General features: G+C 38.3%; 12 protein-coding genes. 10 read left to right on the top strand and 2 right to left on the bottom strand.

The genetic code is table 11. The features are described from left to right. The first annotated feature begins 35 nt into the window (after nt 1–35). The 6 genes from CYAN7822_RS26160 (at nt 36) to CYAN7822_RS26185 (ending at nt 6,741) form a co-directional block, all read left to right on the top strand. The gene (locus tag CYAN7822_RS26160) at nt 36–1,349 is read left to right on the top strand and encodes a glycosyltransferase family 4 protein (RefSeq protein WP_013325272.1); all 1,314 of its coding nucleotides are present in this window, start codon (nt 36–38) and stop codon (nt 1,347–1,349) included. Between the two features lie 8 nt (nt 1,350–1,357). Next, entirely contained in the window at nt 1,358–2,659 is a 1,302-nt protein-coding gene (locus CYAN7822_RS26165) for a glycosyltransferase family 4 protein (RefSeq protein WP_013325273.1), read from the top strand. 8 nt (nt 2,660–2,667) lie between these two features. Beyond that, nucleotides 2,668–3,846: a glycosyltransferase family 4 protein gene (locus CYAN7822_RS26170; protein WP_013325274.1), complete on the top strand. Its 1,179-nt coding sequence runs from the start codon at nt 2,668–2,670 to the stop codon at nt 3,844–3,846. Nucleotides 3,847–3,921: 75 nt separating this feature from the next. Beyond that, on the top strand, nt 3,922–4,779 hold the full coding sequence (locus CYAN7822_RS26175) for a Uma2 family endonuclease (RefSeq protein WP_013325275.1): 858 nt from the start codon (nt 3,922–3,924) through the stop codon (nt 4,777–4,779). Nucleotides 4,780–4,902: 123 nt separating this feature from the next. Next, on the top strand, nt 4,903–5,685 hold the full coding sequence (locus tag CYAN7822_RS26180) for a Uma2 family endonuclease (RefSeq protein ID WP_013325276.1): 783 nt from the start codon (nt 4,903–4,905) through the stop codon (nt 5,683–5,685). Between the two features lie 150 nt (nt 5,686–5,835). Continuing rightward, on the top strand, nt 5,836–6,741 hold the full coding sequence (locus CYAN7822_RS26185) for a glycosyltransferase family 2 protein (protein ID WP_013325277.1): 906 nt from the start codon (nt 5,836–5,838) through the stop codon (nt 6,739–6,741). A gap of 96 nt (nt 6,742–6,837) precedes the next feature. Here CYAN7822_RS26185 and CYAN7822_RS26190 read toward each other — a convergent pair whose 3' ends face one another. Together CYAN7822_RS26190 and patD are read right to left on the bottom strand one after the other, a co-directional pair. After that, a complete protein-coding gene (locus CYAN7822_RS26190) occupies nt 6,838–8,379 on the bottom strand; it encodes a DGQHR domain-containing protein (protein WP_013325278.1) in 1,542 nt (513 codons plus the stop codon). A 658-nt stretch (nt 8,380–9,037) separates the two neighbouring features. Next, nucleotides 9,038–9,418 carry a heterocyst frequency control protein PatD gene (gene patD / locus CYAN7822_RS26195; protein WP_013325279.1) on the bottom strand — a complete coding sequence of 127 codons (381 nt, stop codon included), beginning with the start codon at nt 9,416–9,418 and terminating at the stop codon, nt 9,038–9,040. A gap of 274 nt (nt 9,419–9,692) precedes the next feature. On the opposite strand from patD, the gene CYAN7822_RS26200 reads away from it, so the two are divergent. From CYAN7822_RS26200 to CYAN7822_RS26215, 4 genes are all read left to right on the top strand, one after another. Further along, on the top strand, nt 9,693–11,945 hold the full coding sequence (locus tag CYAN7822_RS26200; RefSeq protein WP_013325280.1) for a RelA/SpoT family protein: 2,253 nt from the start codon (nt 9,693–9,695) through the stop codon (nt 11,943–11,945). Nucleotides 11,946–12,553: 608 nt separating this feature from the next. Next, nucleotides 12,554–13,423 (top strand): ferredoxin:protochlorophyllide reductase (ATP-dependent) iron-sulfur ATP-binding protein, encoded by an 870-nt coding sequence (bchL, locus tag CYAN7822_RS26205; protein WP_013325281.1) that lies wholly within the window; start codon nt 12,554–12,556, stop codon nt 13,421–13,423. 240 nt (nt 13,424–13,663) lie between these two features. After that, nucleotides 13,664–14,062 (top strand): DUF5331 domain-containing protein, encoded by a 399-nt coding sequence (locus tag CYAN7822_RS26210; RefSeq protein WP_013325282.1) that lies wholly within the window; start codon nt 13,664–13,666, stop codon nt 14,060–14,062. A 16-nt stretch (nt 14,063–14,078) separates the two neighbouring features. Then, nucleotides 14,079–14,444: a DUF5331 domain-containing protein gene (locus CYAN7822_RS26215; protein ID WP_013325283.1), complete on the top strand. Its 366-nt coding sequence runs from the start codon at nt 14,079–14,081 to the stop codon at nt 14,442–14,444. Nucleotides 14,445–14,446 lie beyond the last annotated feature (2 nt).

The following is a 14,446-nucleotide window of genomic DNA, read 5'->3' on the forward strand; positions in this document are numbered from 1 at the left end:
AAAGTCAATTATAGTGAACATTAAAAAAGAAAGTCATGAAAATTAAAATCGCTTATGATATTACTGTACTCGGAAACTATTTTAGCTTATTTGATTCTAAAATAGGAATTTATCGAGTCACCGAAGAATTATTATTAGAAATGTTAAAAATAGATGATATTAATTTATTTTTAGTGGGATTAGCTAGTGAAACACCTGCCACCACTTCAATTAATTGCCCTCTTTATATAGAAAGCTATTTACGAGAATATTCTAAAAACTTTGTTAATTCTTTTGAAAGTAAATTTAAATTAAATTTTATTTATAAAAATTTATTTAAAGTCTATTTTTCAAAAAACTTTCAAAAACTTCCTAAATACTCGTTATTATCTATTTTTGTCCGAGGATTGTATAAAATTTTACAAAAAAGCCAACTATTGTTATACGATAATAATCATCAATTTTTTAATTTTAAAGAATATGATATTTTTCATTCTTTATTTTACAAACTTCCTTCTGAAGAATTAACAGGAAACCTCCCTAGATTATTAATGATATATGATCTAATTCCCATTACTGCTCAACAATTTGTTACCCCTAAGCTAACCAGTTATTTTAAAGAACTTCTTAAAAGTATTAATCTTCAAAAAGATTGGATAACCTGCATATCAGAATATACTAGACAAGAGTTTTGTGAATATACAGGAATGTCATCTGAGCGCACATTTGTTACCCATTTAGCCGCCGATAATAAATTTTATCCAGTTACAGATACCAGTTATATTAAAACAATTATACAACAATATAATATTCCTGACAAAAACTATTTTCTCTGTCTCGCAAGTCAACTCGACCCGAGAAAAAATATTGCTCATTTAATAAAGAGTTTTGTTCGGTTATTATCTGAACAACCTAATCTAGATGTCAACCTAGTTTTAATTGGAACGCAACGACATAAACGAGTAGAAATAATTAATTTAATGCAAAAATTATCTGAATTTAAAGACAGAATTATTTTTACTGGATATGTCCCAGATGAAGATTTAAGTCCCCTTTATAGTGGTGCAACAGCATTCATATTTCCTTCATTATATGAAGGATTTGGTTTGCCAATTCTCGAAGCTATGCAATGTGGAACACCAGTTATTAGTTCTAATGCTACTTCACTACCAGAGGTCGCCGGCGAAGCGGCTATTCTAGTCAATCCTAAAGATGAAGATGCCCTTTGTCAAGCCATGATTAATGTTCTCAAAGATAGAAACTTATGCCAAAATTTAACTCAGAAAGGTTTAGAAAAATCTAAACAATTTAGTTGGTCTAAATGTGCAGTAAAAACGGTAGAAATTTACAAAAAAATTCTCAATCACTAATTTAAATTATGAAAGTTGCTTATGATATTTCAGTTTTAGGTCAAGGATATGTTAACCCCAAAGCCAGAACAGGGGTTTATCGAGTTGTTGAATCACTATTTTGGGAATTAGTGAATCGAAAAGATATTGATGTCATAGGGATTTCTTTGAATCAATCAAGCGGAACCTGGAACGATGTCAGTTGCTCTTTATATATAGATGAAAATTTAGAGAAATTACAGAAATATTATCAATCATCTTATAAAAATTTACAATTTATATCTCAACTTTTGGCAAAAGCAGTTAATTTACAAAAAAAATTAGTTGAAATATCTCTAAAAAAACATCAATTTTTTTATAAACCATCTTTAGCCATACAGATTCCTTTTGAAAAATTGTTAAATTTATTTTTACAACCAATAGTTAAAATTAATGAATTTCAAATATATCATTCTCCATTTGATGCTTTACACAAAATACAAGAAAATAAGATTAGTAGAATTTTAACAATTTATGATTTAATTCCTATTCTTAATCCTGAAAAATTTACCCAGAATAAATATAGACAATTTTTAAATATTATCGACAGTATTAATAAACAACAAGATTGGATAACCTGTATATCAGAAAATACTAAACAAGACTTTTGCAATTATACAGGGATGAATCCTGACCGAGTTTTTGTTACTCCTTTAGCGGCTGCTCAACATTTTTATCCAGTTGATAATCTAGAAATTATCATTGATTGCTTGAAAAAATATAAAATTCCTAATCAACCCTATTTATTAAGTCTTTGTACCCTTGAACCCCGAAAAAATCTAAGTTTTTTAATCCGTTGTTTTGCTCAAATTCTTAACGATGATCCCAGTTTAGAAATTAATCTAGTCTTAGTTGGCATTAAAGGATGGAAAAATGCCGATATCTTTGAAACAGTTCAAACTAACCCTCAACTCCGAAATCGAGTTATCTTTACTGGCTATATTCCCGATGAAGACTTAAGCGCTATTTATAGCGGCGCAACAGCATTTGTTTATCCTTCTCTATATGAAGGCTTTGGTTTACCTCCTTTAGAAGCCATGCAATGTGGTACACCCGTTATTACTTCTAATACCAGTTCCTTACCCGAAGTCGTAGGAAATGCAGGAATTATGATTGATCCAAAACAAGAAGATGACTTATGCCAAGCCATGCTAAACGTCATTAATAACTCACAATTAAGAGCTAGTTTATCTCAAAAAGGTATTCAAAAAGCCAGTCAATTTAGTTGGGCTAAATGTGCCGAAGAAACGGTTAAAGTTTATCGCCTTGCCACTGAACATAAAAATGATTAACGATAAAAATGAAATTACTTTACACCCTCACAACTTATCCCCCCGCTATCGGAGGAGCGCAACTCCATCAACATTTACTCGCACAACAATTAAACAAAAATCATGACATTCAAGTGGTCAGTCATTGGAGTCAAAACCGAACTGACTGGTTACTCGGAACTACCTTAAAAGCCCCAGAAGAGAGTAAAGACTATATTATTGATGAGATTAAAGTTCATCAATTTGGACTTTCTAAACAAGACAAATTAAAATTATTGCCATATCTTCCTATCTATTATCCTTTAATGGATATTGCTCTGCCCAAAATAGCCTCCTGTATCCAACAATATTTGTCTCCCTATGCCGAGAAAGCCAATCTAATTCATAATGTTCGTATAGGTAGAGAAGGCATCAGTTATGCTTCCCTACAAGCCGCCAGAAAAAAAAATATTCCCTTTGTTTTAACCCCCGTTCATCACCCTCGCTGGAAAGGGTGGCGTTATCGTGCCTATAATAAACTCTATCAATTAGCCGATGCCGTAATTGCTCTTACGCAAGCAGAAAAACAAATATTCATTGACTTAGGAGTATCTCCCGATAAAATTTTTGTCACTGGACACGGCCCCATTTTATCAAACACAGCCGACGCAAAAACTTTTAGGCAACACTATCAAATTGATGAGCCTATTGTTTTATTTTTAGCTCAACATTATCCCTACAAAGGCTATCAACAACTGCTACAAGCTACCTCTCTTGTCTGGGAAAAAATTCCCGAAACTCAATTTGTTTTTGTTGGGCCTACTGTGGCTCAGTCTGAGAGTTATTTTAGTCTATTTAAAGATAAACGTATTCACCGTTTAGGCGCAGTTTCTTTACAAGAAAAAACAAATGCTTTAGCCGCTTGTACCCTCTTGTGTGTTCCTTCTACTCAAGAAAGTTTTGGCGGCGTTTACACAGAAGCTTGGAGTTTTGGTAAACCGGTTATCGGTTGTAATATTCCTGCGGTTGGCGAAGTGGTTACCAATGGAGTTGATGGTTATCTCGTCTCTCAAAGTGCCCCAGATATTGCGGATAGCATTTGTCAATTATTATTAAATCCTAGCCAAGCTCAAGCAATGGGAGCAGCCGGACAAAAAAAAGTCGAGTTAAATTTTACTTGGAAACGACTAGCACAAAAAACCGAACAAGTTTATCTCAATTTAATCTAAAAATTTGCTATGGCTCCCTTGAAATTACCTCGATTTATGAAATAATACAAATAAACTTATCTCGATTCGGTCATCATGTATCAGACTGATCCACCCCGGCCTCCAAAAGAGACTCTACCTACCATGTATGATCTCAAAAGCGAAGATCCAGAGGAACCCGGCTTGCCAGACGAATTTCATGATTTACAACCCGAATTATTGCGACGGACGTTTCAACCTACCAATTATTCCCCAGATGAAATATTTCTCGGCAGTGATTTAAATCTTTATTATGATGTCCGTCATACCCAATGGTATAAACGGCCAGACTGGTTTGCAGTTTTAGGAGTCTCTCGTCTTTATGAACAGCGAGACTTACGCCTCAGTTATGTCATCTGGCAAGAAGGCGTTAACCCCTTTATCGTGGTCGAATTACTCTCACCCGGCACAGAACAAGAAGACTTAGGGCAAACCCTGCGAGAAGTGAATCAACCGCCCACAAAATGGCAGGTTTACGAACAAATCTTGCGAATTCCTTATTATATTGTTTTTAATCGTTATACTGATCAATTACAGATTTTTGGCTTAATCACTAACCATTATCAACCTCTAACTTTAGAAGAAGGTCGCTTATGGATAGAGGAGATTCAACTGGGAATCGGATTATGGTTTGGGAATTACCAAGGATTTGAACGAATTTGGCTGCGCTGGTATGATAGCCAAGGAAACTGGGTACTAACCCCAGAAGAAGAGGAATATCAACGCGCTGAAAGCGAACGCCAACGCGCTGAAAGCGAACGCCAACGCGCTGAAACTGAACGCCAACGCGCTGAAACTGAACACCAACGCGCTGAGGAGATAAGCAGGCAATTAGAACAGGAACGTCAACGGGCGGCTAATATGGCCGAGTATCTGCGTTCACTCGGCATAGATCCCAATAATTTACCCCAATAACAAAAAATGTCGATTTGGGAAAATTATCTATTCTCGAAAATCTTGAAAATACTGCCACGACTTGAAATAACTCCCATTTTTGAGATAATACAAATTAACTAACTCCCCCAGAGGTTTATGACCATGACACCAACCTCAACCCTTTCCCAAACTCAAAAACCTGAAATTGAATGGGAGAAGCTGCCCCCAGACTTTCCCCTACCTGATGATCCTGTGGACAATATCTTGCAACCCTTACTCGCCGCCATATTAAGAGAAATCCTAGAACTGGCGGGACTCATTAGCGCAGAAATGCTGATCGCTACCAATTTTGGACTCTGTGCCAAAGTTGACGGGAAAACCGTAGTCAAAGCGCCTGACTGGGTTTATGTCCGTAAAGTTAACCAAGGTAATGAAAATAAAAGAAGTTACACCCCTCATTTAGAAGGGGAAGTTCCCCTGATGGTGATGGAATTTTTATCGGATACCGATGGGGGAGAATATTCAGTTAATCCTAATTATCCCTATGGAAAATGGTATTTTTATGAAAAAATCCTCGAAGTTCCCTTTTATATCATTTTTGAACCCGAAAGCGGACGGCTAGAAGTCTATCGACTTATATCAGGACACTATGAAAAACAATCACCTGATGAACTTGGCTATTATTGGATCTCGGAAATGGGATTATATCTAGGCGTTTGGCAAGGAACAAAAACCCAAATAAGCGGCAATTGGTTACGATGGTGGGACTCTGACCAAAATATGCTGCCTTTGGGCACAGAAGGCATTGAACAAGAACGCCAACGGACAGAAACTGAACGCCAACGGGCACAACAAATACAGACTCAGTTCGAACAAGAACAACAAAGAACGACTCGCATGGCAGAATATCTCCGTTCTCTAGGGGTTGATCCTGACAATTTATAGCCAAAGCTTGCCCCTCGCGGTGTTGAAGGGGCACACAAGCAATAGACAATAAAAATCCTTGTCTTTCACTAACTTAATGACCACTACAGGCTAAAAATTGGGAACTATAAAAAGGTAAGAAGATCTTTTTAGAATGAACTCAACGCGGCTATGTTACCTATTTCGGTCATTACTGTTACTCATAATCATGCCCCTTATATTGCTCGCTGTCTAGATGCCCTATTACCTGAAGTCAAGCAAGTTGGCGGTGAAATAATCCTGATCGATAACCGTTCAGACGATGAAAGCTATCAAATTGCATCTGCTTACCCTGATGTTCAGCTTTATCTTAACCCAGAACGTAGAGGATTTGCCGCCAATAATAACTTTGGTATGGCTGTAGCCAAAGGACGTTATCTTTTATTACTTAATCCGGATACAGAAATTTTACCCGGCTCATTAAATACTTTAATTCAATTTATGGATGAAAATCCTAATGTTGGTTTATCTGGGGCACAACTTCTTTTTCCTGATGGTAGTATTCAACCCTCGCCCCGTCGTTTTCCCACTTGGGGATCAGTGTTAGCGAGGCGTAGTCCTCTAAGAATTTTTTTGCGGAATTCAGGTTTTAATCGCCGTCATTTGATGTTAGATATAGATCATTCACAACCCTTTCCGGTTGATTGGTTATTAGGCGCTTGTTTATTAATCAGACAAGAAGTTTTAGAAACTGTCGGGCCTTTAGATGAAGGATTTTTTCTCTATGTAGAGGATATAGACTGGGCGCGAAGAATTCATCAGCAGGGATGGAAAGTTTATTATATTCCCACTGCCCAAATTATTCATCATCATTTAGCTGTCAGCGATAAACATTTTTTCAGCTACCGAATGTGGTTACATTTTCAGAGTATGATTCGCTATACTCGCAAGTATTTAGTTCCCAAGCTTCCTCTCCTTTCTATTCGGGGGAATCAAACAAAAATTTGGAAATCCACTCACAAGGAAATGGTCTTCAACAAGCAGTCAGAAGTCAGAAGTCAGGAGTCAGAAATCCGAATTAATTGCTGGGAGTTTTAAACCGATTTTTGGGACCACCAGTCTCCAGAATTACACCCGAGAATTCTGTCTGCTGTCTTCTCAATTCCCTTGGGATCAATTATGCTTATTAATGGTTTAATATTCATCCTTTAAAACTTCTGGCAAACCCACTTCTCTCGGTTTAACAAAACTGCCATCAAAACCTATAGCCCGATTTTCAACCGTTCTCGCTCTAGCTACGGCTTCCCGTAAATAGGCTTTTTCCATTTTATCATCAATGCCGCCGAGCAAATAAATCATTAATTTAACGCTTAAATCTCGACCCGAAACCAGTATTCGCTGTTTCCTGGGATCATAAATTATTCCATACCAAAGAGACTGGGGAAACTCGATGCGGCTAAATCCTCCGGCTAAGTCAAATTTTCCCAGCTTTTTAAATATTTCTAAGAGAGAAAATTTCTTTTTAAATTGAAGCACACCAAGGGCTTGAGCTAGGGCAATTTGTCCCACAGGACGAAAGAGCAAGTTTCCTTCGCCCGCAAATTTTTCATGACTAAAATGTCGCATTTGAATCGTATTTATCCCCTGTTCTAATTTTTGATAACTGGGAAGCGTGGCTAGGTAATTAAACAGTTCACTCAACTGGGAAATGCCTTTTTCTAACTCTTCTTCTGAGGGACGTAGAGGAATTAATCCGGCTCGAGATGGTTGCCAATTCAAATAATATTTTAAATAACCTTCTGCCATATCTTGAAGCGCTTGAAGAGTGGTTAAAACGGTTGATTTTGCTGTAATATTTGCTTTGTCCCAATCCACTCGTGGCGGCCGTTCTGCTTGCTCTTTTAAAAGAGGATGAGTAACCGCAACTTTTCGGGCGGCTAGGGAAAATCCGTTATCCTCATTAAGTAAAACTAATTGCCCTTTACTTAAAGGTGTTGCCATCAGATTTACATGGACAAAAATTGAGCGAACACGTCTTTTAGCTGTTTCTCGAGTTTCACCAGCTACCACAGCCGGAATAAATTCAATCCCGATTTTTTCTTGAGATAAACGGATTAAATCCTCTCGTTTCAGTTGATGATTTTTCCCTAAATTCTTGACGGTCATAACTGAGCCGGTTGGCTGTTTATTTTTATTATATTGAATCAGTTGACCAGTGGTAATCAGTTCCATTAACCCTTTAATGCCCATCAGTCTATGTTGCCCATCTAAAGCAAAAATTGGCACGGACTCGGGAATGTCTAAGCGTCCAAAACTTTCTTGATCATCTAAACTCAAAAAATTCATGGCTGTAGCCATTGCTTTTCCTTCTTCATCCCATTCAGGTGCATTGAAATCATCGACCCACGCCGGACTGACCACAACTAATACAGGCGGAAATTTGTGATGATTCTGTTCGATTAAATATTGCGTTAAAATCGATTGCCGTGACCAATCTAAAGGTCGTTGTTGTATTTCTTCAATTGTTTGATCATCCCGAATAATATTGTTGGTTGTGGCATCGATTTTATGTTTAAATAGGGGAAGTTGAGCGGCAAAGTCCACTCGAGCAGCTAACCATTCTAAGGAAACTGAGCCAATAAAGGCTGGTGTCATGCCCATTTGTGTCTTTTGCACTAAAATTTGATTGGGCTTGGCAAAACTGTTCAGATTAATTTTTTGTAGTTGTTTAGACATGAGTTATTAAGGAGTTTCCCAGCACAGCAATAAGCTCTCTTTCAGCAAAGATGAATTACCGATGCAGTTTTAGATCAATTATCGGGCAAGAATGGTACATAAGGTCAACATTGACACTCTTGTGCCTGGAGAACGAGAAAAATTGTCTAGAATTATAGAGAGAAAAATATCTTAACAAAAATTTACACTTTTTTCGAGTTTTGTCCTTTATTTAAAAATTTACTGACTTAAGTAAATTAAGGAAATTATCTTGGCTGTAGTTGGCTGTGATTGTCTGGTGGCTGAAACTCTTGAGTGGTAAAGCCTTTAATCATTAGTTTTACCCTTAATCGTGGCTCAATATCTTAACTTAGGCTTAAAACCTTAAACTTCGGTTGACCCCACGATGAGTAAAAGTCACAATTGAAGTTGGTTAGGGAACATACAGTAGAGCAATCGGCTTGTCTAATTACTGCTAACTTACTTCTAATGACTATCCGTCATGCACTCCATCGAATTTAAGCTGACTTATTGGGAATTTTCCTAGGCTAATCGCAAGGTTACTACAAAGTTATCTGTCTAATCCCACTTTAAAGCAGCTAGAAATCAAGGGAAATCAGTAAGTTATAATATTAGACAATCTGATTGTTTATTTCTATATAATCAGCTTTTCAAATCCTTAATCCACCCCTGTATTTTTGTCCTCTCCATCGAGAATTTGACAGTAATCTATCAGTCGAGCGAGACGACTTTTCAGGAGAGTTAATCGAGTTTTGGCGGTAGCCCTTTGAGAGGAGGTACGCCAGAATAAAAAGTCTGTTCGCAACAGCCGCCAGTCCCGATGAATTTCAGTTTGAATAGACTGCCAGCGCTCGGGCAATTCTAGAGGGGCCTCAAGAGAGGTTAAAGGAAGAATTTTGGCGGCGAAAATTTGCTCTATCTCTTCAAAAATTGCTTGGAGGCCAGTGACATCAGGTTCTTTTGCCTCTAAATGCTGCTGTAAGATTAAGAGAGTTTTAAGTAAACTGTGATATGCTTGACGAACAGATTTCGGTAACATGGACTACCAAAGTTTGCTACAATTTGTTAAGTTATGTTTAACATGAGAGATAGAGCCTAGAGGAACAGCCCTAGAGCAAGAGACTAAAACCTTAAAATATCTAGTCAATTCTCGGCCTGGCTTGAATTTGGATGCTGTGATAATAAGCATAACAAATGACATCCTCAGCATTGCATTAATTCACTTGTAGAACTACTCCACAAGTGTAAATATCGTTAAATTAAAAAGTAGTCCCCGCTATTTTTTCTATCAGTAACTCTTACAGTAGTTATCTATGAACGTCATTACCGTCGCCCAACCCAATTCTGCTGATATTTCCTTCGATATCCCCTTGCCTAAGTGGCTGTCTGAGTGTATAATCGCTCACTCCACCAATGAGCAAGCAGAAGAGATCGGTTTAATTTGTCGAGCATTTAATTTTGCCTACGAACTGCATAAAGGACAATACCGTAAGTCAGGAGAACCCTATATAGCCCACCCGATCGCCGTAGCTGGATTACTGCGCGACCTAGGTGGAGACAGTACCATGATAGCAGCAGGATTTCTCCATGATGTGGTAGAAGATACTGAAGTGACTTTAGAAGATATTGAGCAGAGATTTGGAGACGAAGTTCGTCAACTGGTAGAAGGGGTAACTAAGCTATCAAAATTTAATTTTTCTAGCAAAACTGAACGTCAAGCGGAAAATTTTCGACGGATGTTTTTAGCAATGGCCAAAGATATCCGAGTGATCGTAGTAAAATTGGCAGACCGACTGCACAATATGCGAACGCTGGAACATCTGGCTACCGAAAAACAGCGTAGCATCGCTTTAGAAACTCGGGAAATATTTGCGCCTTTAGCTAACCGTTTGGGAATTGGACGGTTTAAATGGGAATTAGAAGACTTATGCTTTAAATATTTAGAACCCGAAGCTTACCGAGAAATACAGGCTTTAGTAGCCGAAAAGCGCATTGATCGAGAAACCCGAATCGAGCAAATTACCGAGACGATACGAGAAGGACTCCATCAAATCGGGGTGAATGTTTTAGAGATCCAGGGAAGACCGAAACATCTCTATGGAATTTATCACAAAATGCAAAGGCAGCGTAAAGAATTTCATGAAATTTATGATATTGCCGCCTTAAGAATTATTGTGGAAACAAAAGACGAATGTTATCGGGCTTTAGCCATTGTTCATGATGTTTTTAAACCCATTCCAGGACGGTTTAAAGATTATATCGGGTTACCGAAATCTAACCGCTATCAATCTCTACACACTACGGTAGTAGGGTTCACCGGTCGTCCTCTAGAAGTACAAATTCGGACATTAGAAATGCACCATATCGCTGAATATGGGATTGCGGCTCACTGGAAGTATAAAGAAAGCGGGGGTTCAAATTATAATCTAACCTCAGAAGATGAGAAATTTACTTGGTTGCGTCAGCTAATTGAATGGCAAAACGATTTGAAAGATGCCCAAGAATACATAGAGAACCTAAAAGATAATTTATTTGAAGATGATGTCTATGTCTTCACCCCGCAGGGGGATGTTATCGTGTTGGCACGAGGAGCAACGCCGGTTGATTTTGCCTATCGTATTCATACCGAGGTGGGCCATCACATGAAAGGCGCAAGAATCAATGGGCGCTGGTCGGTGTTAGATACCCCTCTGCATAATGGGGATATCGTGGAGATTATTACCAGTAAAAATAGTCATCCAAGTTTAGATTGGCTTAATTTTGTGGTAACGCCTTCGGCTCGTCACCGCATCCGCCAGTGGTTCAAGCGCTCACGCCGAGAAGAAAATATTATTCGCGGACGAGACTTATTAGAAAAGGAATTAGGCAAAACCGGTTTCGACGCGCTGCTGAAATCTGAACCCATGCTGAAGGTGGCCAAAATCTGTAATTACCAGGTTGTCGAAGATTTACTGGTGGGATTAGGTTATGGAGAGGTGACTTTAAATCAGGTGGTTAACCGCCTCAGAGAAATTAATAAGGTTCAACCAGAAAGCACTGCTCCCCTAACCCTCCAAAGCGAAATCCCCTCTCAAACGGTCATTCGTCAACCCAGCCCCACTGAAACGAATAAATCTCCCATTGCTGGCGTTGAGGGTCTGTTGTACCATATTGCCGGCTGTTGTCATCCTCTGCCCGGAGAAGGCATTATTGGCGTAGTGACTCGTAGCGCCCGAGGAATTTCCATTCATCGTCAAGGCTGCCCCAACGTGGAAAATGTTCCTGGGGAGCGGATTATTCCGGTCAGTTGGAATCCAGTTAATGGACGTTCTCAAACCTATCCTGTGGATATTGTCATTGAAACCATTGACCGGGTAGGGGTACTCAGAGATATCTTATCCCGACTGAGCGATGAAAATATTAATGTTCGCAATGCTGAAGTGAAAACGAGCATGGGTAAACCAGCGTTAATTGCTTTAAGTATTGATATACGGGATCATGATCAGTTGGAATATATTACTCAAAAAATTAAAAATATGAGTGATATTTTGGAGATTCGCCGAGTTGGCCAAGTCCATGAAGAATAAAAGGCCTTAACCCTGAAAGGTTAGCCTACACCAGCAAAGCCCGCCTGCGCGGGCTAAATAGTAATTTGTAGACAGAGCAGTTTTACCGTTAACTCTACATTCGAGAAACTGTAATTATTATTCATAAACTCTGCCAATCCATTTGTACCAAGGTTAGTTACCACTTCAAACAGGGCTGAAATGCACCTCAGTTAACCATCAGCAAGAATTGACTTCTATAGACCAATACAGCTTATCCAAGATCCTAGATAGCTTCAATTCTAGATTGGACAAGGGTTTTACCGATTTTAAATTAGGGCTTTTCAGGTTCAGTCAGGTTTAATTTGTCTTTTGTTCTTATTTATTTAAATTAAATACACAAATAACTAAATTTAAAATAAATAGCTTTCTAGCATTGAAGAGTAAGAAAATAAATAAATATATAAATAAAGATAAAATTTTATTTCATTTTTAAACCCCTTCCGATCTTTACCCCCCCTTTTCTTTCCACAACACTTAGTCAATAATTCAAGCAATGGGATATACAAGATAAAACCACTGCCAAGGTCATCAGACACAGCAGCCATAAACAAACAAACATATAATTGCTGAATTAGGAGAAACGAACCTTGACTTTAAAACTAGCGGTATACGGAAAAGGCGGCATCGGCAAATCTACTACAAGCTGTAATATTTCGACGGCTTTAGCCAAAAGAGGCAAAAAAGTGCTACAAATCGGCTGCGATCCCAAACATGACAGCACTTTTACTTTAACAGGGTTCCTGATTCCTACCATTATTGATACTCTGCAAGAAAAATCTTTCCATTATGAAGATATTTGGTCAGAAGATGTCATCTATAAAGGTTATGCCGGTGTTGACTGTGTAGAAGCCGGTGGGCCTCCTGCGGGTGCAGGTTGCGGCGGCTATGTCGTCGGTGAAACCGTTAAACTCCTCAAGGAATTGAATGCTTTTGATGAGTATGATGTGATTCTGTTTGATGTTCTGGGTGACGTGGTGTGTGGGGGGTTTGCCGCGCCGCTTAATTATGCTGACTATTGCTTGATTGTTACCGATAATGGGTTTGATGCGCTGTTTGCGGCAAATCGCATTGCGGCATCAGTACGAGAAAAAGCCAGAACTCACCCGTTACGGTTGGCGGGTTTGATAGGTAACCGGACTTCTAAGCGGGATTTGATTGATAAGTATATAGAAGCGGTTCCCATGCCGGTGTTAGAGATTTTACCGTTAATTGAAGATATTCGCGTTTCTCGGGTGAAGGGTAAGACTCTGTTTGAAATGGCCGATAGTGATCCTTCTTTGAATTACGTTTGTGATTATTATCTCAATATCGCTGACCAACTTTTGGCGCTTCCTGAAGGGGTCATTCCTAATGACGCGCAAGACCGGGAGTTGTTCACTTTATTATCTGATTTTTACCTTAATCCTACTAAGCCGCAAGTCACGGTACAAGAAGAGTTGGATTTGATGATGGTGTAATCAGGAAAGATCCCCCCAACTCCCCTTAATAAGGGGGAAATGTAGAGAGGTTTATTGTCTGAGTAGAAGCGATTTTGATGGGAAAATAGTTCTTTGCTTCTGTAATTTAGAGCAATTTTTTTCTGGCTCCCTCCTTTTTAGACAAATATTTTCTTACTCCCCCCTTAATAAGGGGGGTTGGGCGGGAGCAAAATTTCAATTTACTCTGCGAATTTACCATCAGAATTTTGGCGAATATTTATGAGCTTATCTCAGGATTTAAAGGTAACTCTTAAAGACAAGTATTTAGATTATTGTCAAGCTAACTTGTCTTGGTTAAAAGAGTTTAAGGACACAGGTATGGCTATTAAAGCATCAGATGGCGGTATTCGTCCTCCAGGTCTAATTATTTTAGGAATAATTAGCGTATTAGTGCCAGAAATAGCGGCTTTTATTCCGGTTTTTCTTAAACTTAATTCTAATACTGAGACGGTTATAGCAACATTAGGGTTAAATGTCGATCCTGAAAAAGAACTAGAGAAAAGAGCAGAAGAACTCGCCAAAGTTCAAGAACTTGAAATTGTTCCCCTACTACCTGAACCCGATCCTGATACTGAATACCTAAACCAAATTAGAGCAACATTAAAAGAGGAAAAATGAATTGGGAGAATAATTGATGAGTAATTTTGAGGAATTAAAGGCAACTCTTAAAGAAAAATGGCTTTCCTATTACGAGCATAATCGTTCTTGGATTAATGAAATGCTTGAAAATACTAAAAGTTGGGTTGAAATTTCTGATGATGGTTATCGACCTTCTAGTTATTTAATAATAGGAGCTATAAGTGTATTAGAGCCAAATTTAAGAAATTGGTTGATTCCTTTTTGTGAACTTAATTCAGAGGAAGACTCTATTATTAAAGTTTTAGGGCTTGATTTTGATCCCGAAAAAGAACTAGAAAAACGAGCAAAAGAAGCCTCAAACTCTCAAAACTCTCAAAGCGATCCTTACCTAGAAGAAATCCGCAAACAAAACCAAAACTAAAA

This window comes from Gloeothece verrucosa PCC 7822, assembly GCF_000147335.1.
Lineage (GTDB): Bacteria > Cyanobacteriota > Cyanobacteriia > Cyanobacteriales > Microcystaceae > Gloeothece > Gloeothece verrucosa.